The organism is Rhizobacter sp. Root1221 (assembly GCF_001425785.1).
In the GTDB taxonomy this organism is placed as follows: domain Bacteria; phylum Pseudomonadota; class Gammaproteobacteria; order Burkholderiales; family Burkholderiaceae_C; genus Rhizobacter.
In genome coordinates this window covers 225888-247556 of the sequence record NZ_LMDI01000012.1, presented here as the reverse complement: position 1 = coordinate 247556, position 21669 = coordinate 225888, and the positions used below count along the sequence as shown (strand labels likewise).

Below are 21669 nucleotides of genomic sequence, written 5' to 3'. Positions count from 1 at the left end.
CAATGGTGCACAGAGTGGCGGCGACTGGACGGCCTAGTGCCCTGCCCCGAAGCCCCGCAACAGGCGCGCCAGCGCACGCACCGCGGCGTCGGGCGAGCCGTCGATCTGCGCACGCACGATCGCACCATCAACGGCCAGTGCCACCGCCTCGGCATCGGCCTTGCGGCCGCGGCCCGCGGGCAGCAGCGGCGCGATGGCGGCTGTCATGTCGGCCTTGTGCTGCCGCACGGCCGCCAGTGCCTCAGGCAGCGTGGTGCCCAGTTCGGCCGTGGCGTTGATGAACGCGCAGCCGCGGTAGGTGTCCGAGGCCAGCCATTCACGCAGCGCCGGCACGACGGCCTCGACGGGCGGGGCCCCACGCTGCGGGGCATGGCGCTGCAGGGCCCCCACGAACCAATCCATCCACACGCCGTGGCGGTGCGCGAGGAAGGCCAGCACCAGGTCGTTCTTGCTCGGGAAGTGCCGGTAGAAGGTCACCTTCGTGACCCCGGCCTCGGCGATCACGCGGTCGATGCCCGTGGCCCGGATGCCGTCCCGGTAGAAGAGGTCGTGGGCCGTCAGCAGGATGCGTTCGCGGGCCGGGCGCCCGGACAGGTCGGTCGAGGTCATGCCCCATTGTAGACAGGTCTGTCTACATGCACTAGAGTGCAACCGTAGACAGACCTGTCTACATTCACTCCGGAGCCCCTCATGAGCCAGCGCCCCCCGCTTCCCCCGTTCACCGAGACTACCGCCCGCCAGAAGGTTCGCCTGGCCGAGGACGGCTGGAACAGCCGCGACCCAGCCCGGGTGGCCCTGGCCTACACGCCCGACACCCGCTGGCGCAACCGCGCCGAGTTCGTCACCGGACGCGAACAGGTCGAGGCGTTCCTGCAGCGCAAGTGGGTGCGCGAGCTGGACTACCGGCTCATCAAGGAGTTGTGGGCGTTCGACGGCAACCGCATCGCGGTGCGCTTCGCCTACGAGTGGCACGACGACACCGGCCAGTGGTATCGCAGCTACGGCAACGAAAACTGGTCCTTCGATGACAACGGCCTCATGACCGACCGGCACGCGAGCATCAACGACCTGCCCATCGCCGAGGCGGACCGCAAGTTCCATTGGCCCGCCGGACGGCGCCCGGACGAACACCCCGGCCTGACGGCGCTGGGCTGCTGAACTTCTTGTAAGAACAGCACACCGGCACCCGACCACCGGTGGAGAGGGCCCTGACCATGAACACGCTGTTCCAACGACACGTCCTGTCCCGGCGGTGGCTCACGTTCGCCACCCTGGGACTCAGCCTCCTGGCCTTCGGCGCCGGCACGCTGAACCTCGGGTTCCTGGTCATCGCGAACTTCCACCTGCTGGCCGACCACGGCTGGCAGGCGGTGATGGACGGTGCGTTGCACCAGTCGCTGGAACTGCTCGTGACCGCTTACCTGTGTGCCGCGGCCTACGTGGTGCTGAAAACGTGCGAGCAGCGGCTTGTCCGCTGGTTGGGTGGCAACGGCTGAAGCGTTGCCCGTCTGCGCAGACCCCTAGGCAAATACCCTCAACTTCGCCGCGTTCCGTCCGATATGGACGGGGCTGGTCCCCTGCCGTGGGTGCAGGGGAACGCCCTCATTGTCCTGGAGCTCCCACATGCAATCCCTCTTCGATCGACTCCGCCTCGGTCCCCGCCTGGCCGTGGCGTTCGCCCTGGTGCTGCTTGTCATGTCCGCCGCCGCGGGCATCGGCATCTGGCGGCTGGACACCCTCCACGCCATCGCCAGCGACCTCGGTGGCCCCTCGGCCGAGCGGGCCCTGCTCGCGCGGGAACTGCAGGCCATCGTCGTGCTCAGTTCGGTGCGCGCCGAAACCCTGCTCGAGATCGACGACCCGGCCTACGCGGCCCGCATCAATGCCGACCGCAAGGTGACCTCCGCCCGTTCGGAGGTCGTCCGCAAGGCCCTCGAAGACCTGGCCGACACCGACGAGACCAAGCGCCTCTTCGCGGACATCGACACCGCGGGCGATGCCTTTCGCGACGTGCGCAACGCGCTGGTGAAGAAGAAGGGCGCCGGTGAGGCCATCACGGACGAGGAGATCCAGTCCAAGCTGCGGCCGGCCGCCACCGGCTACGCGACCGCGGTGGAGGCCCTCGCCCAGTACCAGCGCCAACGCGTCGAGCACGAGCGGGCCCAGGCCGACGCCAGCCACCACACCGGCATCGCGATGCTGGCCGGCGGCATCGCCATCGGCGTGTTGCTGGCCGCCGGCTGTGCCTGGGCACTGTCGCGCTCCATCACGCGGCCGCTGGCCGAGGCCTCGCGCCGGGCCGAGCGGGTGGCGGGGGGCGACCTGACCGCCGCCGCCGTCGCGGACGAACGCCGCAACGAGATGCAGACCCTGGTGGCCGACCTGAGCACGATGCAGGTGCGGCTGGCCGACCTGGTGGCCAACGTGCAGGGGGCCAGCGAGTCCATCACCACTGCCAGCGCCGAGATCGCCGCAGGCAACCTCGATCTGTCTTCGCGCACGGAGCAAGCGGCATCGAGCCTGCAGCAGACCGCGTCGAGCATGGAGCAGCTGACCGCCACCGTGCGCCAGAGCGCGGACGCCGCGCGGCAGGCCAGCGACCTCGCGACGTCCGCGTCCGGCGTGGCCGAACGCGGTGGTGAGGTGGTGTCGAAGGTGGTTCACACGATGGACGGCATCGCAGCCGCATCGGCCCGCATCGCCGACATCATCGGGGTCATCGACGGCATTGCGTTCCAGACCAACATCCTCGCGCTGAACGCCGCGGTGGAGGCCGCCCGCGCCGGCGAGCAGGGCCGCGGCTTTGCGGTGGTGGCGAGCGAAGTGCGCAGCCTGGCCCAACGGTCGGCGAACGCCGCCCGCGAGATCAAGGTCCTGATCCAGTCCAGCACGCAGCAGGTCGAATCGGGCACGAGCCTCGTGCGTGACGCCGGCACGACGATGGCCGAGGTGGTGCTGTCGGTCCGGCGAGTGACGGAGATCGTGCGCGAGATCAGCACCGCAGCCCTCGAACAGAGCGACGGCATCGGCCAGGTCAACCAGGCCGTGGCCCAGCTCGACCAGGTGACGCAGCAGAACGCCGCACTCGTGGAGGAGTCGTCCGCCGCCACCGAAAGCCTGAAGGACCAGGTGCTGCACCTGTCGGGCCTCGTGGGGGCGTTCAAGCTGGCGCGGGCGAGCTGAACTGCGCGAGTTCCTCCGCAGACCTTGAGGGCAACAGGGTGGCTTCGCATTAGTCAACCATTCGGATTACCATCCGCTTTTGACCGCGGAGGATCCGATGAAGCCGATCTCGCCCCTCAAGCCGCTCAAGCCCGCGCTGGAACTCGCCCAGTCCACCCGGCGCTTTCCCAACGAACCACCGGCGTACCGCGAGGCGCGCAATGCGCTGCTGGCGGAGGAAATCGAACTGCGCCGCCATGCCGAACGTGTTGCCGCACAGCGCCGCGCGTTGCCGCTTGGCGGCGACGTGCCCGACGACTACCGCTTCGACGGCGAGCAGGGGCCCGTCACGTTGTCCCAGCTGTTCGGGCCGCACGACACGCTGATCACGTACAACTGGATGTTCGGCCCGCAACGCGAACGGCCGTGCCCCATGTGCACGTGCCTGCTCGGCGCCATCGACGCGGAGATCCCCGACATCACACAACGCGTGAGCGTGGCCATCGTCGCACGCTCGCCCGTCGAACGCCTGACCGCCTTCAAGCGCGAGCGCGGGTGGCGGTACCTGCCGGTGGTCTCGTCCGGCGGCAACACCTTCAACCGCGACTACGGCGGCGAGGCCCCCGACCAGGGTGAAGACAGCGCCGGCTTCAACGTGTTCGTCCGCCGCGGCAGACGCGTCATCCACACGTACGGCGACGAGTTCACCTTCGATATGGCCGACCCTGGCGAGGACCCGCGTGGCCCCGTCGAGTACATGCCGCTGTGGAACCTGCTCGACCTGACCCCGGGCGGACGCGGCACCGACTGGTATCCGAAGCTGTCGTATTGAGGCAGGCCCGCCCCGCTGTCAGAGCCGTCGGGGCGGCAGGTAGATGGTGAACTCGTTCAGCGGCTCGACCAGCACGCTGTGCGGCACCTGCTGCTCCTCCGGCGTGACGAGGCCCAGGCGTTCCAGCAGGCCGAAGCGCGCCGAGACCAGGCGCGCGGGTGTCACCTGCAGACGTTCATGCCACACACGGTAGGTGCCCAAGGCACCATCGCGCCGGTGGTAGAAGCCCGCAAGCGGGTGCGTGAGGAACACGAGGCCCGTCTCCAGGTCCGGAAAGCCGGGCAGCTCAAGCCCGTCGTCGGCACGTTGCACCAGCGACAAAGCGGCGGGCGCCCATGGCGCCGCGGTGTGCATCTCGTAGCGCCGGTACAGACTGGTCGCCGGGTCCAGGTCGCAGTCGAACCGCACGCGGCCCGCGTGCCATGGCAGGTTCCACACCCTCCGCGGCACCGCCAACGCCCACGAGTCGAGCGTCGTGCCGAGGAACCACACACACCGCTCTCCCGTGGCGGTATCGACGACGTAGATGCGGTAGTTCGTCTGCCCCATCGTGAACTTGGGGAATGGGAACACCGCCGATGTGAAATCCACGTCGATGAACGGCACCACCGACATCAGCGCCCGCCGCTTGCCGTCGATCTCCACGGCGTCGAGCACGAACCGCGGCGGCAGCAGGCCACCGAACCGCACGGGGTCCACCGCGTACGTGACGATCGCGAAGTGCTGCAGGCCGCAGCGAACGTCAATGCCCGAGGGAGCGGGACGCGGGTGCAGGTGGTCGGCGAAACGCAGGCCATCACCCACCGCAGGCCATCGCGGGGCGGCAAGGGGTTCGATGGCAAGCGAGTCCGGCTCGGAGGAAAAGTTCGTGGTCATGGGTCGGCCCTGGCATGGCCCTCTGAGGTTCAAGACGGACTTCCCCGTCGTTCACCGATGCGGTGGCGGGCGGCGGACGTATCAACGGAGGCCCCGATCATGCCGCCTCGACAGACAACGACGACGCAGCCGTCCCGGCAGTAGCGAGCACCCACGCGGGCCGCGATACTACGGCCTCACGAACCCTTCCTCTGCCACGCTCATGTACCGACTCCACGGCTTCTCCCAGTCCGGCAACACCTACAAGGTGGCCCTTCTCCTGCAAGCACTGAAGCAACCTTGGCAAGCGGTCCACGTGCCGCTGGAGTCGTTCACGGGCGGCCTGACGCGCTCCGAGAGCTGGCGGCAGGAAGTCAACGACATGGGTGAGGTCCCGATGCTGGAAGTCGGGGATCGGAAGATGTCGCAGTCGGCCGCGATCATGGTCTACCTGGCCGACCGGCACGGGGCGTTTGGCGGTGAATCCGCCGACGAGCGCCACGAGATCCTGCGCTGGATGTTCTTTGACAACCACAAGTTCACGAGCTACTTCGCCACCTTCCGCTTCATGAAGGCGTTTGGCCCGGTCGCACCCGACCCCGCCGTCTCCGCGTGGCTGCGCAGCCGCATCGACAACGCGTTCGGCATCGTCGAGAAGCACCTGACCGACAGGGCATACCTGGTCGGCAACCAGCCCACCATCGCGGACATCTCGTTGTGCGGCTACCTCTACTTCCCGGCGGAGGAAAGCGGCTACGACATCGGCAAACAGTACCCCGCCATGGCGAAATGGCTGGATCGCGTGAAGCAGCTGCCCGGTTGGAAGGCGCCCTACGACCTGCTGCCCGGACAGCAGGTGCCTGCTCGCTGGTGATGCGCATCCGGCCGCTTGAACCGCACATTTCGGCTCGAGCGGCAGGTCTTTGCAACCGGTTGACGCACAGCGTCCAGGCCGCGGCACTCAAACCCCCCAGCTGAGGGACGACAAGCCCGGGAGTCGCCGCCTACCATGAAGGCTCAGTCGGCATGTTGACCGACGCCATCAGGGATGAACGCATGAAACACCTCACCGCTTCGGTCATAGCGGCCGTCGTCTTTGCCTGCTCCGGCAGCGCGTCGGCAACGGCCGACTACAAGGCTTCTCTCTACTTCGACGGCGGCTTGCCCGCCCTGCGAACCGGCGGTGCACTCGACGGCCCTCACAACCTCGACGGTGCCTGGACCACGTCGGGCATCCGCAGCGCGCATTCCAGCGCCCGCGACCAACTCGGCGTCGACGGCAGTGGCGACGCGGTCTGGGACACGTGGCGCAGCGCGCCGTCCAAGCACAACTACCAGAACGCACCCACCCAGCTGGGCGAGATCATCTCGCACAACCCGGCACTGGGCCACATCGGGTCCGGCACGGCGTCCATCAACACCAACTGGATTACCACCAACGCCGTGCGCGACGGTGGCGGCGCCGAACTCGACCTGGCGGCCGACTGGAAGCGCGGGTTCTCGCTCGCGGCCGGTGAATCGATGACCTTCACTTCGCTGTGCACGCTGGACATCCTGGGCGGAGAAGATGCACCGCTCGACAGCGTGTCGTGGTTCAACCTCGACGCGGCCAGCTCGTTCGCGAAGCTGACGATGGCCGACACCGCCAACCGCGTCGGCGCCAGCCTGTCGGCTTCGTTGACCAGCCTGTTCGGCGGCAGCCTGTCCGACGTCTTCCACTACGCCGTCGGCTCTGACGGCCGCCTGACGCTGTCGGTCACCAACGCCACCAGCTCCCTGATGACCGGCTGGCTCGGCGCAGGCACCTACGTCGACGTCAGCGCGCCCGTGGGCCTCGGCTCCTCCGCGGGCCTCAGCACCGCCCCCCTGGAGATCAGCGCGCCGGTCCCCGAACCGATGACGGTCGCGATGATGATGCTGGGCCTCGGTGTCATCGGGGCCGCGGGCAAGCGGCGTTCGGCGCGGCGCTGAACCGCGTCACCTTCGAGGGGCACCTGCCCCTCGAAGGCCGGTGTTATGGGCCGCCCTCGAAGGCGGCCCGAACCACCGCACGGCCACACTCCGTGCATGTCCCTCGCCGTCCTCCACAGCCGAGCCCTCGATGGCCTGCACGCACCCGCCGTCACGGTCGAGGTGCACCTCGCCAACGGGTTGCCCGTCTTCACGCTCGTGGGCCTGGCCGACACCGAGGTGCGCGAGGCGCGCGAACGGGTGCGTGCCGCGCTGATCAACTGTGGGCTTTCCTTCCCGCACAACAAGCGCATCACGGTGAACCTGGCGCCGGCCGACCTGCCGAAGGAGTCCGGCCGGTTCGACCTGCCCATCGCGCTGGGCATCCTGGCCGCCAGCGAGCAGATCGACCTCAAGCGCACGGTGGGGTTCGAGTTCGCCGGCGAGTTGTCTCTGGCCGGGGACCTTCGTCCTGTGCGGGGTGCCCTCGCGTTGGCGCTTGCGCTGCGGCGAGGCGCCGGTGCCGGGCGGGCGCTGGTGCTGCCGTTCGATTGCGCGCAGGAGGCCGCCCTCGTGAGCGGCCTGGCCATCCACGGGGCTCGCCACCTGCTTGACGTGGTGGAAGCCTTCCGGCACCGCGAGCCCGATGCGGCCGACGTGGGGTCGTTGCCACGCATGAGCCCGTTGCCACGGCCCGCACCGGCGGCGCCCGCCGACCTGCGCGATGTGAAGGGCCAGGCCGCTGCCAAGCGTGCCTTGGAGATTGCCGCCGCCGGCGAACACAGCCTGCTGATGATGGGGCCACCGGGCACCGGCAAGTCGATGCTCGCGCAGCGGTTCGCCGGGTTGCTGCCGCCGCTGTCGCTCGACGCCGCGCTCGAATCCGCGGCGCTGCTGAGCCTCAACGGCAGCTTCTCGGCAGAGCGGTGGGGACACAGAATTTTCAGGGCCCCGCACCACAGTGCGTCGCCCGCGGCGCTCGCGGGCGGTGGATCACCACCAAGACCGGGGGAGATCTCGCTGGCGCACCACGGGGTGTTGTTCCTCGATGAACTGCCCGAGTTCAAGCGGGCGGCGCTGGAGGCCTTGCGCGAACCCCTCGAGACCGGGCGCATCGTGATCTCGCGGGCCGCACGGCAGGCGGAATTCCCGGCGCAATTCCAGCTGATCGCAGCGATGAATCCATGCGCCTGTGGTCACCATGGCAACCCGCTGCGGCATTGCCGCTGTGCACCCGACATGGTGTTGAAGTACCAGGCGCGGCTCAGCGGCCCGCTGCTCGATCGCATCGACCTGCAGGTGGAGGTGCCCGCGGTGGCACCCGGCACGCTGGCGGCCGCACCCGATGGTGAAGGCACCGACGTGGTGTCCCGGCGGGTGGCCGCGGCGCACGGGGTGGCGCTGGCGCGGCAAGGGGTGCCCAATGCGCGGCTGCAGAACGCACCGCTCGATGAACACGCCGCACTCGACGAGGCATCGTCGTCGTTCCTGCAGGCGGCCTCCACGCGCCTCGGGTGGTCGGCGCGCAGCCACCACCGGGTGCTGCGCATTGCCCGCACGATCGCCGACCTCGCCAACGCGAGCCACGTGCAAGTGCCCCACCTGGCCGAAGCCATCCAGTACCGCCGGGTGCTCAATCCGGCATGACCCTCATCCCGTCGTCAGGCGATGAAACCCAGGTCCGGCGTGAAGTTCTTCAGGTTCGGGAACACCAGGTTCAGGTTGCTGTCGCTGATGCCGAACCACTTGCCCACGGTGGCGCCGATCTGGTCCACCGACACGCCCGGCAGGAAACTGCCCGAGCCCACTTCGTCGCTGTGGTTCAAACCCACCTGCGGGAAGCGCCCGTAGATCTCCTTGCCCTTGACGGCCCCGCCGTACACGAAGTGGTGAGCGCCCCAGCCGTGGTCGGTGCCGTCACCATTGCTGGTGAACGTGCGGCCGAAGTCGGACCCGGTGAAGAGCGTGACCTTGTCGCGCATGCCCATGGTGCCCAGCACGCCGTCGAGGTAACCGATGGCATGCGACAGGCGGGCCAGCAGGTCGGCCTGGCCACGGTTCTGGTTGTCGTGGGTGTCGAAGCCGCCCATCGACACGAAAAACACCTGGCGCGACGCACCGAGCGACGCGCGTGCACCGATGATGCGGGCCACGGTCTGCAGCTGCACCGCGAGGTCGTTGTTCGCGTTGGTGCGGGTGGACGGCCGCATGTACTGCGTGGGCGCCGCCACGGCGGATGCCGTGAACGCCGTCTGGAACGCCACCTGGGCTTCGATGGACCGCTTGGTCACCACCGACTGCTCGCGGGCCAGCAGGTGGGCCGCATCGGTCTGCGTGATGATGGTCCTGTAGCTCGCCGCGGCCGCAGCGGAGTTGAACAGGTTGCCGGTGATGTTGCCGATGGCCACGGCACCACCGCTGCCCACCTGGTACTGGAACACGCTCTGGCCCGACATGAACACCGCGTTGCCGCCGGCCGAGATGCTGGTGAACACGGTGTTCGAGTTGCCGCTGGCCAGCAGGTCGCCGAAGCGCCCACCCCAGCCCACCTTGGCACCTTCGGGGGCCAGGGCCTGCCAGCTCGATTGCTGGTCGTTGTGCGAGAACAGCTTCGGCGGGCGCTTCTTCAGGGTGTTGCTCTGGTACTCGGCCTTCGTCATCGGCTGGAGCAGTGGGCCGGCGTTGCCGATGATGCCCAGGCGGCCCGCGCCGAACAGGCTCTGCACGTCGGTCATCGCCGGATGCAGCGCAAACGTGCGCGTGTTGTTCTCGGCGAATGCGGTGAAGTTCGGCACGATGGGCAGCACGCCGCCCAGCGCGGCGGGCGAGCCGGCGTTGGCCGCACCATCGGCCACGGTGCCCACGGCCTTCAGCGCGATGGGGTCCGGTGCCGTGGAGCGCACGGTGCTGTAGGCCTCCCACGAGGCGGTGTCGGTGGGCAGCACCATGTTCGCCGAATCGTTCCCCCCGTAGAGGAACAGGCAGATGATGGCCTTGTAGTCGGACGTCTGCGCCACGGCAGCGTTCATCGTGGCGAGGTTCATCGCAAACGGCAGCGCGGCGGGGCCGATGGACCCGGACAGGACGGTGGCGCGGCGAAGGAATTCGCGGCGGGACGCATTGGAGGTGGTCATGTCAGGTCCTCGTCACTTCTGGATCAGGTAGTCGGGCGACGCCATCGTCAGCATCACGGCGATGCGGGCGCGCTCCTCCTTGGCGGTCTGCACGGCAGCGGCATTCGACGCCGTGGCCGTGGGGATGGCGCGGCCGGTGACACCGGCGATGATGAGGTCGCGCAGCGCCGGGGTCATCTGGCCCGACATCAACAGCAGGCTGATGCGGTCCACCAGCGCGGCCGGGTCGTCGGCGAGGGCCACCAGTGGCGCGAAGTCGGGCTGGATGTCGCGCGAGGCGCTGGCCTGCACCCACCTGCTGCGGATGTAGTTCAGGTACCCCGCCACCGACACCTCGTTGGTCAGTTGAAGCTCCGGTGCCACCAGGTTGGCCGTGGCCGCTGCGCTGTTGGGCGGTGTGTAGCCCGGGCGGTAGAAGTTGAACACGGTGGGCGACTTCATCACCGTCTGGCCAAGGCTCGACGTGACGTTGTCGGTGTCGTCGATGCCGATGAAGCGGCCCGTGGCGGACCGTGCGTTGAGCGCACGCAGCAGGCTCGACAGGCGCAGCACCGGTTCACGCACCTTGCCGTACGACGTGCTCGTCGCGTCGAGCGTGCGGGCCTCGGGGTCCAGCAGCACCACCTTGAACACGGCCTTCAGGTCGCCGCGAACGCCTTGCCCGTTGTCGTTGAACGCCGCTGCCACCCGGCCCACGTAGGCCGGGCTCGGGTTGCTGGTGACCATGCGCTGGATCAGCAGCTTGCCGAAGAAGGGGCCCACGTTGGGGTGGTTGAACAGGTGGTCGAGCGCGATCTCCATGTCGCCTTCGGCGTCGGCCGTTGCGGTGGTCGTGGCCGGGATGGTCTTGCCGAGGAAGGTCTTCTCGCTGACCGAATGGAACTTGTTGTACGCCTGCATCGGCATCCAGTCGCGGTCGGCGTTGGCGCTGCCCCCGTTGAACCGCGAGTCGGTGCGATCGGCCATGTTCGGGCCGGCATACCAGCTCCAGCCGGTGAACACCTTGGCCAGGCCCTTGATGTCGTCGTGCGTGTAGGTCTCGGTGGGCGTGCCGCCCTTGTAGGAGCCATCCGGGTTCAGCTCGTACAGGCCGATCGAGAACAGCTGCATGATCTCGCGAGCGAAGTTTTCGTCCGCGACACGGCCCTTGTTGTCTTCCTTCTGGTTGCGCAGGCTCGACAGGTACAGCCCCATCATCGGGTGCTTGGACACCGCCTCGAGCAGCTCACGGTAGTTGCCGAAGGCGTGTTCGCCCAGCAGGTCGTAGTAGGACGTGACCCCACGGATCTGGCCCGACAGGCCGCTGTCCACGAACGACACGACGAAGATCTGCGACAGCGCATAGGCCGCCCGCTGGCGGAGCTGGTCGGGGCCGGCGATGGCCTGGGCCCAGAACGATTCGCGGAAGTGCGTCTGGCTCACCGTGGTGTCGGTACCGGCGAAACTAGCCTGGATGGCATCCAGGTAGGCGCGGTGAGGCGTGCGCCCGGCGTCCATCTGCACCTTGATCCAGGCCGGGTAGCCGTGCAGGCGAACCCAGTCGATCTGCGCTTGGGTGGGGCCGAACGAGGCCTGGGTGAGGAAACGCGCGGCCTCGGTGGCCGGCGGCTGCTGGGCAGCGGGCAGTTCGGCGACTTGTTCGCCCTGGTCGGACTCCTTGTTGCCACCGCAGGCGGCCAGCAAGGCCAACACCACGGCCGCCACGCCCAGGCGGACATGTTTCGCGAGCTTCTTCTCCGGAAGTGTCTTCACTTCTTTCTCCCCAACGTGCAACAACACCTTGAACAGGTGTCGCTGTACGCACGTCACATACCAAGGAAGAAGAAGGGCATTGACGCTTCAAATCCGTCAATCCTCGGCAGGTGCAGGGGAATCACCCGCCAGTCCATGCAGCCGAACGTGACGAATCACGTCTCAATCGAGACGAAACGTTTCCGATGTAAGCCGGCCGGCGCAACCGGACGAGGTTCAGCGAAGCGACGCGAGCGCACGCTCCACACGGTCGGGATCCTGGCCGGTGCGGGCCGCGAAGTCGCGGACCTGGTCGTCGCCGATCTTGCCCACGTTGAAGTAGGCCGCGTCGGGATGGGCCTGGTAGAAGCCGCTCACGCTGGCCGCCGGTGTCATGGCCCAGCTTTCCGTGAGGGCCATGCCGATCTCGTCGCACACCAGTGCACGGAACATGTCGCCCTTGACCGTGTGGTCGGGACACGCGGGATAGCCCGGTGCCGGACGGATGCCACGGTACTTCTCGGCGATGAGGGCGTCGGTGTCGAGCTGCTCATCGGCCGCGTAGCCCCAGAAGTCGGTTCGCACGCGCTGGTGCAGGCGTTCGGCAAACGCCTCGGCCAGGCGGTCGGCAAGGGCCTTGAACATGATCGAGCTGTAGTCGTCGTTCGCGTCGAGGAACTGCTTGTCCTTTTTCTCGGCCCCGATGCCGGCCGTCACCGCGAACAGGCCGATGTAGTCGGCCTTGCCCGACGACTTGGGCGCGATGAAGTCGGACAGGCAGCGGTTCGGGCGTTTCACGCCGTCGACCACCGGCCGCACGGTCTGCATGCGCAGGCCGTGCCACGTCATCAGCACCTCGCTGCGGGTCTCGTCGGTGTAGATCTCGATGTCGTCGTCGTTGACGGTGTTGGCGGGGTACAGGCCGATGACGCCGTTGGCCGTGAGCCAGCGGCCCTCGATCAGGCGCTTGAGCATCGCGCGGGCGTCCTCGAACACCTTGGTGGCGGCATCACCCACCACCTCGTCGGTCAGGATGGCGGGGTACGGGCCGGCCAGGTCCCACGTCTGGAAGAACGGACCCCAGTCGATGCTTTGCGCAAGCTCGGCCAGGTCATAGTTGCGGAACACGCGGCGGCCGATGAACTTCGGCTTGGCCGGCTCGGACGCGGCCCAGTCGAAGGGGGCCTTGTTGGCCCGTGCCTCGGCCAGCGTGACGAGCGGCGTGGCCTTCTTGTTGGCGTGCTGCTCGCGCACACGGTCGTAGTCGGTCTTCAGTTCGGAGATGAACGCGGCGGCCTTCTCGTCGCTCAGCAGGTCGCTGCACACGCCCACGCTGCGGCTGGCGTCGGGCACGTACACCACCGGGCCGTCGTAGTGCAGCGAGATCTTCACCGCCGTGTGCACCCGGCTCGTGGTGGCGCCGCCGATCAGCAGCGGCGTGAGGCGGCCGCGGAAATACGGGTCGCGCTGCATCTCGCCAGCCACGTGCTGCATTTCCTCGAGGCTCGGCGTGATGAGGCCGGACAGGCCGATGATGTCGGCGCCTTCTTCCTTCGCCTTCGCGAGGATGTCCTGGCACGGGACCATCACGCCCATGTTGACCACCTCGAAGTTGTTGCACTGCAGGACCACCGTGACGATGTTCTTGCCGATGTCGTGCACATCACCCTTCACGGTGGCGATGACGATCTTGCCCTTGGCCTTGGCTTCGCCACCGGCGTCGATCAAGGCGCGCTTCTCTTCCTCGATGTAGGGGAGCAGGTGGGCCACGGCCTGTTTCATCACCCGCGCGCTCTTGACCACCTGCGGCAGGAACATCTTGCCCTGGCCGAACAGGTCGCCCACGACGTTCATGCCATCCATCAGCGGGCCTTCGATCACGTGAAGCGGGCGGCCGCCCTTCGCGTGGATGGCCTGGTACACCTCTTCGGTGTCCTCGACGATGAAGTCGTTGATGCCGTGCACGAGTGCATGGCTCAGGCGTTCGGCCACGGGCTTGGCGCGCCACGCGAACTTCGCGGAGTCGTCCTTCGCGGCGCCCTTGGCCGTCTCCGCGATCTCGATCAAGCGCTCGCTGGGCGTGAGCTTCGCCTCGCCATCCTTGTAGACGGGCTGCCGGTTGAGCACCACGTCTTCCACACGCTCGCGCAGCGTGGCGTCGAGGTTGTCGTACACGCCCATCATGCCGGCGTTGACGATGCCCATGTCCATGCCCGCCTGGATGGCGTGGTACAGGAACACGGTGTGGATGGCCTCGCGCATCGGGTCGTTGCCGCGGAAGCTGAAGCTCACGTTCGACACCCCGCCACTCACCTTCGCGCCCGGCAGGTTCTGCTTGATCCAGCGCGTGGCATTGATGAAATCGACCGCGTAGTTGTCGTGTTCCTCGATGCCGGTGGCGATGGCGAAGATGTTCGGGTCGAAGATGATGTCCTCGGGCGGGAACCCGATTTCGTCGACGAGGATGCGGTAGGCGCGTTCGCAGATCTCGGTCTTGCGGGCGTAGGTGTCGGCCTGGCCTTTTTCGTCGAAGGCCATCACCACCGTGGCGGCGCCGTAGCGGCGGATCAGCTTGGCCTGCTGGCGGAACGGCGCCTCGCCTTCCTTCATCGAGATGGAGTTGACGATGCCCTTGCCCTGGATGCACTTCAGGCCCGCCTCGATCACCTCCCACTTGGAGCTGTCGATCATGATGGGCACGCGCGAGATCTCGGGTTCGCTGGCGATCAGGTTCAGGAAGCGCACCATGGACGCCTTGGCGTCGAGCATGGCCTCGTCCATGTTGATGTCGATCACCTGCGCCCCGTTTTCCACCTGCTGGCGGGCCACGCTCAGCGCCTGCTCGAACTCACCGTTCAGGATCATGCGGGCGAACGCCTTCGACCCGGTGACGTTGGTGCGCTCGCCGATGTTGACGAACAGCGTGCCTTCGCCGATGAGCACGGGCTCCAGGCCCGACAACTTCATCGGAGGGGGGACGGCAACGGCGGCGGATGGGGTCACGGTGTGGACGCAGGTGGGGCATGGACCGCGGCGCTCGACCCGCGGTGCATGCAGGACAACGGGATGCATGGACAACCAATGGCGGGTGAGCGTGGTTCCGAGCTCCAAGCCTGGCGGAGCCGGCAACCGGCCCCGTCGCAACGCTCCTTGGACGCGCCGATTTTATGCCGGACTGCGAGGAAACCCCAGTTCGGTGGAACCCCGGAGCGGGGTGCGGTTACAAAGCGGGGGAAGGACACGTTCCAATGTCCTTCCAGCCTAGCGAACCCGGACACGCCCCATGAATCACACCCGACTCAACCTCCTCGCCACTTGCTGCACGGCGCTTGCCCTGGTGGCGTGCGGCTCGTCGCCAAAGCCGCTTCCGAAGGCGTCCACCGCCGTGGAGGGGTCGGCGCCGGGGCCGGCCTACGGGAAACCCGGGCCAGGCGGTTTTGCATGGACCCCCTCGATGCAATCGGCCCGAAACCAACTCGATTCGTCGCTGCGCGGCACGGGTGTCACGGTGGACCGCAGCACCGACGACCGCTTGTGGATCACATTGCCGGGCGACCTGAGCTTCGAGGCCAACCGCTCCGCACTCAAGCCCGGCGCGCGCGCGGCGCTGGACCAGGTGTCGCTGGCCGTGCGCAAACTGGGTCAGGTCGACGTGCGCATCGTGGGCCACACCGACAGCAAGGGATCGGCCACGGCCAACAACGCGCTGTCGCTCGACCGCGCGGCCAGTACCCGCGACTGGCTCGTGGCCCGCGGGCTCTCGCCAGTGCGCGTCGCGGTGGCCGGCCGGGGCGCCCAGGACCCGGTGGACAGCAACGACACCGACAGCGGCCGAGCCAGCAACCGCCGGGTGGAGATCCTGATCGGGGAACGCGCCCCCGGGGTCACGCCGCCAGCAGGCCGCTGAACAGGCCGCCGTGCACACAGCGCGGCTGGTACTTGCCCACGCGGCGTGCGATCTCGGCGATGTGGTCGGGCGTGGTGCCGCAGCAGCCGCCGGCAATGTTCAGGAACCCGGCCTGGGCGAATTCCTCGACCAGGCCTCCGGTGATGTCGGGCGTTTCATCGAAGCCCGTGTCGCTCATCGGGTTGGGCAACCCGGCGTTCGGGTAGCAGCTGATGAAGGTGTCACCCGCCGCCTTGGCCAGTTCCTCGATGTAGGGGCGCATCAGCGCGGCACCGAGCGCGCAGTTCAGGCCCACGGCCAGCGGACGCGCATGGCGCACGCTGTGCCAGAAGGCGGTGACGGTCTGGCCTGACAGGATGCGGCCCGACGCGTCGGTGACCGTGCCCGAGATGATCACGGGCAGGCGTTCGCCCGTGTTGTCCATCAGCTCGTCGAGGGCAAAGATGGCGGCCTTGGCGTTCAGCGTGTCGAAGATGGTTTCCACGAGGAACAGGTCGGCGCCCCCTTCCATCAGCGCCTCGCCCTGCTCGTAGTACGCGGCCTTCAGTTCGTCGAAGTGCACGTTGCGGGCGGCGGGGTCGTTGACATCCGGGCTGATGCTGGCCGTGCGCGGCGTGGGGCCCAGGGCGCCCGCCACGTACCGCGGTTTGTCGGGGGTGCTGTACTTGTCGCACGCTTCGCGGGCGAGGCGAGCGGCCACCACGTTCATCTCGCGGGCGACGTGGCCGAGGCCGTAGTCGTCCTGCGCCACCGTGGTGGCGCCGAATGTGTTGGTCTCGATCAGGTCGGCGCCCGCGGCGAGGTATTGCTCGTGGATCTCGCGGATCACGTCGGGCCGCGTGAACTGCAGCAGCTCGTTGTTGCCCTTGAGGTCCTTCGGATGGTCTGCGAACCGCGTGCCGCGGTAATCCGCCTCGCCGAGCTTGTAGCGCTGGATCATGGTGCCCATCGCACCGTCGAGGATGACGATGCGTTGTTTCATGATGCCGGGCAGGGCGGCGGCGCGGGTGTAGGCGGGCGAGTTCATCCCCCGATTGTAGAAACCCCCGGCGGCCGGCGCCGCTGCGGGGGCTAAGGGCCCGTCATTCCGCGCCCGAACGCGTGCCGCCCACGGTGCGGGCGTTCACGGCGCACTGCATCGCAGTCACCGCGGCGCCACCGACAGCGACTCGTCGAACAGCGACGGGCGGAAGTCGAGGGACCGTGGCCCCTCGTCCTTCATCGCCCACAGGGTCAGTGCCTTCGCCGACATCGGCTTGGCAAACAGGAATCCCTGCAACTCGTCGCATCCCAGCGTGCACAGGATCTTCTGCTGGGCCTCGGTTTCGACCCCTTCGGCCACCACCTTGAGGCCCAGGGCCTGGGCGAGCTTCACGACCGCGCTGACGATCGCCCGGGCATCGGCACTCGTCTCCAGGTCGAGCACGAAGCTGCGGTCGATCTTGAGCTCCTCGGCCGCGAGCTGGCGCAGGTAGCTCAGGCTCGAGTAGCCGGTGCCGAAGTCGTCGATGGACAGGTGCACTCCGGCGGCCGACAGGCGTTCGATGACACGCAAGGTCGTGCGCGTGTCCTCCATCGCCGCCGATTCGGTGATCTCGCAGGTGAGCAGGTGCGGGTCGATCTCGTGCCGCGCCAGCGCCTCGGCGATGCGGTCGACGAGGTCTTCCTGGCGCAGCTGGTGCACCGACAGGTTGAGCGCCACGCGCATGCGCAGCCCGCTATCGCCCCAGTCGCGGATCTGCCGGCACACGTCCTCGATCAGCCAGTTGCCGAGCGCCTGGATCAGGCCGAACTTCTCGGCCAACGGGATGAAGATGTGGGGCCCCACCATGCCGCGTTTCGGGTGGTGCCAGCGCATCAGTGCCTCGGCGCCGGTGATCTGGCCGCTGGCTGCATGGATCTTCGGCTGGTAGTACAGCTCGAGTTCGCGGTGCTGGATGGCCCGGCGCAGGTCACGCAGCAGTTCCACCTGGTCGTGCACGCCGGCCACCATGCGCGGCTCGAACACGCAGTAGGTGGCCCCGCCGTTGCGCTTGGCCGCATGCATGGCCGCAGCGGCGTGCGGGATCAGTTTCGTCTGGGCGCCGTGTTCGGGGTACGACGCGATGCCCACCGAACACGACATGGTGACCTCGCGCTCGTCCACCACGCAGACGTCGTTCAAGGCCTTCAGCAGGCGGTTGGCCAGGTGGGCCGAGTCGTCCGGCGACGGGTTGCCTTCGAGCAGCATCAGGAACTCGTCGCCACCGGCCCGGGCCACGATGTCACGCGAGCCCGCCATCGACCGCAACCGCTTGCCCATCTCGCACAAGACGGCGTCGCCCGCGGCCTGCCCGAGCGACTCGTTGACGGTCTTCAGGCCGTCGAGGTTGATGAACAGCAGCGCAACACGCTGGCCCTGCCGGTCGGCCCGCATCGTGGCGCGCAGCAGCCACGTCTCGAACATGGTCCGGTTGGGCAGGCTGGTCAGCGGGTCGGTCTGCGCGGCCACCTGCAGCTCCTCGCGGGCACGGCGCAGCGCCGCCTTGAAACGCGATTCGAGCACCGACGACAGCAGCAGCAGCGCCAGCAGGCTGGGCACGGCCAGGGAGGCCAGCGCAAACAAGGTCTCGCCGTTGACGCTGCCCGCCGACGGGGGCGACATGGCCTCCCAAGGCACCCCCACCCAACGGATCACGAGGCCGTTGGCCGCCCACATCGCGGTGCCCATGGGTACCGCGGCGGCGGCCTGCCAGGCCAGCGTGCGGCCGGAGGCCGCCCGGCGGCAACGCGAAAAGCAGTACCAGGCCAGCCCGACGCCCCCCACGACCCCCCCCGCGCCAGCCAGCCAGGCATTCACCTGCCAGTTCAGCGACGGATACAGCTCGAGGGACACCAGCGCCAGCACCGGCGCCGCGCACAAGGTGGCGCCAAGCACAACGGTCCCGGCGAGGCCCCGGACGGGCCGGCGCGTGCGGTCCACCGCCATCGCGATGGACGCGGCCGCGCCGAGGTAGGCCAGCACCAGCGTGCCGAACACCTGCCAGGCGTCGTAGTTCAAGGCCATGGGCAGGTCGCTGCCGGACATCGCGACGAAATGGGCGGCGCACATGCCCGTGGACAACGCCAATGCCGCGCCAGCAAGCGCTCGCATCGCCGTGGGCCGGTGCGCGGAGAGCACCCCGCGCGACAGGTCCAGCGCGACATAGGCGGCAAAAAGGGCCAGCCCCCAGGATCCGACCCACCATCCCGGACGAAGGCTCCAATCGATCATTCCCGTATCCATCAGGGCCTCGGAGTTCTCTCTATCCGGGGATCATCGGCATCCGGCCAGCGGAACTTGAGTCTTGTTACGCCCCCCCAGGCCCGCGAAGGAAACCGATTCCACGCTGCCGGCGGACGTCGGGTTTCACGCGGTATTCCGCCTCGAGCTGCGACAGGAATTCGTCCGGCGTGAACACCTCGCCCAGCACGTCCACCTGGCGCTTGACCGACGCATAGTCGCCCGCGGACAACCCGTCGAGCTGGCGCAACCGGCTGGCCTGTTCGGCGGTGAGCCGGTGAGGCTCGCCACCGAGCGCCTCGGCCACGAACATGCGCTCGCGCTGGGCCGCCGCCAACGGCAGGAACCGCACCTTGAACGTGAAGCGGCGCAGCGCCGCCTCGTCGAGGTCGTCGAACAGGTTCGTGGTGCAGATGAACACCCCGGCGAACCGTTCCATGCCCTGCAGCATCTCGTTGACCTCGGTGACCTCGTAGCTTCGTTCGGCCATGCGGCGGCTGCGCAGGAAGCTGTCGGCCTCGTCGAGCAGCAGCACCGCCTGTTCCGCCTCCGCCTCCTCGAACATGCGGGCCATGTTCTGCTCGGTTTCACCCACGAACTTGCTGGCCAGGTCGGACGCCTGGCGGATCAGCAGCGGCCGCTGCAACTGCTGCGCGATGTGTTCGGCGAGCGCTGTCTTGCCGGTGCCGGGTGGCCCGTGGAAACACAGGGTGCCGAAGCCCTTGCGTGACAAGGCGTCGACGATCTTCGGCACCTCGAAACGGGATTCGGTGTTGACGAGCGACAAGTCGTACCGCGTGACCACGCGCCGCGCGCCGCGCTGCCCCCCGGCCGAACCGAGGGCCTTGTCGGCGTTGCCCAGCTGGCGCTCGATCAGCCCCTCGATGGCCCGGGACTCCTCCGCGTCCGCGGTGAGCCGTGCGAACTTCACCGCGGTGCGCACCTGGGCGGGCGTGAGCCCGCGGCGTTCGGCCAGCCGCGCCGCGAACCCGTCGGACACCGGCACCCCTTCGAGCGCGCGCGTGACCAGCGCCTCGCGCGCGCCCGGTGGTGGCGACTTCAGGTCGAGGTGGTACTGGAAACGGCGGCGGAAGGCCGGGTCGATCTGCTCGATGCGGTTCGTGACCCAGATCACCGGCACCGGGTTGGTCTCGAGGATCTGGTTGACCCACGCCTTGCCGCTGACACTGCCCGACGGCATGCCGTCGCCGGTGTCGAGGCGGGCCATCAGCTGCGCGGCGTCGGTGGAGATGGGCGGGAACACGTCCTCCACCTCATCGAACAGCAGCGCCACCGTGGCGCTGCCCTTGAGGAACACCTGGCTGATCTGCAGCGACCGGTAGCGGTCGCGGCCACTCAGGCTGTTGCCGTCGCGATCGGCGTACTCGACTTCGTAGAGTTCGAGCCCCGCGGCCTGCGCGGCCACCTTGGCCAGCTCGGTCTTGCCGGTGCCCGGCGGCCCGTACAGCAACACGTTCACGCCGGGTTCGCGCCGGGCCACCGCGTTGCGCAGCAGCGCGGTGAGCACCTTCTGGTCGTCGCCCACGTAGTGGAAGTCGTCCGGCGAGAGGTCGCTGCGGGTGGCGGGCCTCGTGAACACCGCCATCAGGTCGGACGGGCCCTCGTAGCGGCGCATCAGCACCGGCGGCAGCTGCTCGCTGACCTTCATCAGGTCGGCCAGGTCGGTGATGTTGTGCTCGGAGATCAGGTTCTCGACCATGCCGGTGCGCTCGAGGCGCGACCCCGCGCGCAACGCCTCGGCCACCTCCTGTTCGTTGACCCCGGCCACCGCGGCGATGGCCGCATAGGCTTCCTGTGCGTTCGACACCTTGAACTCGACGAGCAGGCCGCGCAGGTCACGCTGGTAGCGGGCCAGCGTGCCGTACAGCAACAGCGCGCGTTCGGCCGGGTTGAGTTGCAGCAGGCCGGCCAGCGCGTCGATGTTCTTCTCGACCAGCGTGGACTCCTTCTTCAGGCTGCGGTCGAGCCACTCGGCGGTAGTGCCGATGACGGCGAGCAGGTCCTTCGGGGCGTCCTTGATGTATTCGTCGATGTAGAAGAAGAGGGTGCCTTCCTCGTACGGGCCGCCCCAGCCGCCGTGGCGGCTCATGAAGGTGGTGTCGCTCAGGTCCTCGTGGCCCGTCCAGTGTTCGTTGCCCTTGCAGCGCACCTTCAGGAACGCGCGCAGCCGTTCGAGCACGCTGGCCGGCCACACGAGGTGCTTGGCCGTGAGCGAGAGCAGGCTGTTCCAGTCGCGCCGCAGGTTGAAGCGCGCCGCGTGCCGCACCGTGAGGGTCAGCACGAACTGCGAGCACATGCGGTCGAGCACCGGCGCGTCTTTCAGACCGGGCGACAACACGACACGCGCGTCGAAGCGAGGGGTGGCCATGGGCAGCTCCTGCGGGCGAACAACCATCGGGGCCATCTTGGCGCACCACGCACCAAGGGGCAAGCCCGGTTGCACCATAGCGCAAGGCCACGTTCCGTGGGGGAACGCTTGTCCGAATCCCCGTGGGGCAATGCGCGCCCGCGAGGCGGGCGCGGGGGAAACGGTTCAGTGGAGGACGACCGGGTGCAGCATCAGCGAGGTGTAACGCTCGATGTAGTCGTCCATTTCCTCTTCCGACGGGGAGGTTTCGATCAGCGCGGTGACCTCGTCCTTGAAGGTCTCAGCCATCGCGCCCTCGATGAAGATCTCCTTCCGCGCGAATTTGTCGACGATCTCGAAGCCGCCTCGGGACAGGGCGTCGTCGCCGAGACCGCTGTCCTGTGCTTCGGGCAGATCGAACTGAACGACGACATAGTTGTCCGAGTTGTAGACCATCTGCATGCGATT

Annotated in this window: 17 protein-coding genes and 1 riboswitch; of the genes, 8 read left to right on the top strand and 9 right to left on the bottom strand. The window is 68.1% G+C overall.

Annotated elements, in window-relative coordinates:
• Positions 1 to 33: 33 nt before the first annotated feature.
• The gene (locus tag ASC87_RS10990) at positions 34 to 609 is read right to left on the bottom strand and encodes a TetR/AcrR family transcriptional regulator (RefSeq protein WP_056660893.1); all 576 of its coding nucleotides are present in this window, start codon (positions 607 to 609) and stop codon (positions 34 to 36) included.
• A gap of 81 nt (positions 610 to 690) precedes the next feature.
• Here ASC87_RS10990 and ASC87_RS10985 point away from each other — a divergent pair, with 81 nt between their 5' ends.
• From ASC87_RS10985 to ASC87_RS10970, 4 genes are all read left to right on the top strand, one after another.
• Entirely contained in the window at positions 691 to 1158 is a 468-nt protein-coding gene (locus ASC87_RS10985) for a nuclear transport factor 2 family protein (protein ID WP_056660890.1), read from the top strand.
• 56 nt (positions 1159 to 1214) lie between these two features.
• The gene (locus ASC87_RS10980) at positions 1215 to 1496 is read left to right on the top strand and encodes a hypothetical protein (protein WP_056660886.1); all 282 of its coding nucleotides are present in this window, start codon (positions 1215 to 1217) and stop codon (positions 1494 to 1496) included.
• Between the two features lie 127 nt (positions 1497 to 1623).
• On the top strand, positions 1624 to 3183 hold the full coding sequence (locus ASC87_RS10975) for a methyl-accepting chemotaxis protein (protein WP_056660883.1): 1560 nt from the start codon (positions 1624 to 1626) through the stop codon (positions 3181 to 3183).
• A gap of 97 nt (positions 3184 to 3280) precedes the next feature.
• Entirely contained in the window at positions 3281 to 3994 is a 714-nt protein-coding gene (locus tag ASC87_RS10970; protein WP_056660880.1) for a DUF899 family protein, read from the top strand.
• Positions 3995 to 4012: 18 nt separating this feature from the next.
• Here ASC87_RS10970 and ASC87_RS10965 read toward each other — a convergent pair whose 3' ends face one another.
• Positions 4013 to 4870, bottom strand: a complete 858-nt coding sequence (locus tag ASC87_RS10965; RefSeq protein WP_082568541.1) for a DUF2071 domain-containing protein — start codon at positions 4868 to 4870, stop codon at positions 4013 to 4015.
• 202 nt (positions 4871 to 5072) lie between these two features.
• On the opposite strand from ASC87_RS10965, the gene ASC87_RS10960 reads away from it, so the two are divergent.
• From ASC87_RS10960 to ASC87_RS10950, 3 genes are all read left to right on the top strand, one after another.
• Entirely contained in the window at positions 5073 to 5723 is a 651-nt protein-coding gene (locus ASC87_RS10960; protein ID WP_056660877.1) for a glutathione S-transferase family protein, read from the top strand.
• Between the two features lie 182 nt (positions 5724 to 5905).
• Entirely contained in the window at positions 5906 to 6820 is a 915-nt protein-coding gene (locus ASC87_RS10955) for a PEP-CTERM sorting domain-containing protein (RefSeq protein ID WP_162255146.1), read from the top strand.
• A 96-nt stretch (positions 6821 to 6916) separates the two neighbouring features.
• Positions 6917 to 8446 (top strand): YifB family Mg chelatase-like AAA ATPase, encoded by a 1530-nt coding sequence (locus ASC87_RS10950; protein ID WP_056660871.1) that lies wholly within the window; start codon positions 6917 to 6919, stop codon positions 8444 to 8446.
• Between the two features lie 14 nt (positions 8447 to 8460).
• On the opposite strand, the gene ASC87_RS10945 is transcribed toward ASC87_RS10950, so the two are convergent.
• The 3 genes from ASC87_RS10945 to metH all read right to left on the bottom strand — a co-directional run bounded on the left by ASC87_RS10945 (position 8461) and on the right by metH (position 14667).
• Positions 8461 to 9933 (bottom strand): DUF1501 domain-containing protein, encoded by a 1473-nt coding sequence (locus ASC87_RS10945; RefSeq protein WP_056660868.1) that lies wholly within the window; start codon positions 9931 to 9933, stop codon positions 8461 to 8463.
• Positions 9934 to 9945: 12 nt separating this feature from the next.
• Positions 9946 to 11685, bottom strand: a complete 1740-nt coding sequence (locus tag ASC87_RS10940; protein ID WP_235582135.1) for a DUF1800 family protein — start codon at positions 11683 to 11685, stop codon at positions 9946 to 9948.
• Positions 11686 to 11901: 216 nt separating this feature from the next.
• Complete coding sequence (metH, locus tag ASC87_RS10935) at positions 11902 to 14667, bottom strand: methionine synthase (protein ID WP_255358924.1); 2766 nt, start codon at positions 14665 to 14667, stop codon at positions 11902 to 11904.
• Between the two features lie 80 nt (positions 14668 to 14747).
• Positions 14748 to 14821, bottom strand: a riboswitch (S-adenosyl-L-homocysteine riboswitch).
• A 126-nt stretch (positions 14822 to 14947) separates the two neighbouring features.
• Between metH and ASC87_RS10930 the strand changes: the two genes are divergently transcribed.
• Positions 14948 to 15571, top strand: a complete 624-nt coding sequence (locus ASC87_RS10930) for an OmpA family protein (RefSeq protein WP_082568539.1) — start codon at positions 14948 to 14950, stop codon at positions 15569 to 15571.
• Here the strand turns inward: ASC87_RS10930 and ASC87_RS10925 are convergent.
• The 4 genes from ASC87_RS10925 to ASC87_RS10910 form a co-directional block, all read right to left on the bottom strand.
• A complete protein-coding gene (locus ASC87_RS10925; RefSeq protein WP_056660862.1) occupies positions 15549 to 16598 on the bottom strand; it encodes a homocysteine S-methyltransferase family protein in 1050 nt (349 codons plus the stop codon). The genes ASC87_RS10930 and ASC87_RS10925 overlap by 23 nt on opposite strands.
• A gap of 117 nt (positions 16599 to 16715) precedes the next feature.
• A complete protein-coding gene (locus tag ASC87_RS10920; RefSeq protein ID WP_056660859.1) occupies positions 16716 to 18824 on the bottom strand; it encodes a bifunctional diguanylate cyclase/phosphodiesterase in 2109 nt (702 codons plus the stop codon).
• A gap of 76 nt (positions 18825 to 18900) precedes the next feature.
• Entirely contained in the window at positions 18901 to 21222 is a 2322-nt protein-coding gene (locus ASC87_RS10915) for an ATP-binding protein (protein WP_056661245.1), read from the bottom strand.
• Between the two features lie 165 nt (positions 21223 to 21387).
• Complete coding sequence (locus ASC87_RS10910; RefSeq protein ID WP_056660855.1) at positions 21388 to 21663, bottom strand: DUF3567 domain-containing protein; 276 nt, start codon at positions 21661 to 21663, stop codon at positions 21388 to 21390.
• Positions 21664 to 21669: the final 6 nt, after the last annotated feature.

Coding starts and splice junctions, on each gene's coding strand:
- ASC87_RS10990 (WP_056660893.1), bottom strand. CDS start 609: ATGACCTCGACCGACCTGTCCGGGCGCCCGGCCCGCGAACGCATCCTG.
- ASC87_RS10985 (WP_056660890.1), top strand. CDS start 691: ATGAGCCAGCGCCCCCCGCTTCCCCCGTTCACCGAGACTACCGCCCGC.
- ASC87_RS10980 (WP_056660886.1), top strand. CDS start 1,215: ATGAACACGCTGTTCCAACGACACGTCCTGTCCCGGCGGTGGCTCACG.
- ASC87_RS10975 (WP_056660883.1), top strand. CDS start 1,624: ATGCAATCCCTCTTCGATCGACTCCGCCTCGGTCCCCGCCTGGCCGTG.
- ASC87_RS10970 (WP_056660880.1), top strand. CDS start 3,281: ATGAAGCCGATCTCGCCCCTCAAGCCGCTCAAGCCCGCGCTGGAACTC.
- ASC87_RS10965 (WP_082568541.1), bottom strand. CDS start 4,870: ATGACCACGAACTTTTCCTCCGAGCCGGACTCGCTTGCCATCGAACCC.
- ASC87_RS10960 (WP_056660877.1), top strand. CDS start 5,073: ATGTACCGACTCCACGGCTTCTCCCAGTCCGGCAACACCTACAAGGTG.
- ASC87_RS10955 (WP_162255146.1), top strand. CDS start 5,906: ATGAAACACCTCACCGCTTCGGTCATAGCGGCCGTCGTCTTTGCCTGC.
- ASC87_RS10950 (WP_056660871.1), top strand. CDS start 6,917: ATGTCCCTCGCCGTCCTCCACAGCCGAGCCCTCGATGGCCTGCACGCA.
- ASC87_RS10945 (WP_056660868.1), bottom strand. CDS start 9,933: ATGACCACCTCCAATGCGTCCCGCCGCGAATTCCTTCGCCGCGCCACC.
- ASC87_RS10930 (WP_082568539.1), top strand. CDS start 14,948: ATGAATCACACCCGACTCAACCTCCTCGCCACTTGCTGCACGGCGCTT.
- ASC87_RS10925 (WP_056660862.1), bottom strand. CDS start 16,598: ATGAACTCGCCCGCCTACACCCGCGCCGCCGCCCTGCCCGGCATCATG.
- ASC87_RS10920 (WP_056660859.1), bottom strand. CDS start 18,824: ATGATCGATTGGAGCCTTCGTCCGGGATGGTGGGTCGGATCCTGGGGG.
- ASC87_RS10915 (WP_056661245.1), bottom strand. CDS start 21,222: ATGGCCACCCCTCGCTTCGACGCGCGTGTCGTGTTGTCGCCCGGTCTG.
- ASC87_RS10910 (WP_056660855.1), bottom strand. CDS start 21,663: ATGCAGATGGTCTACAACTCGGACAACTATGTCGTCGTTCAGTTCGAT.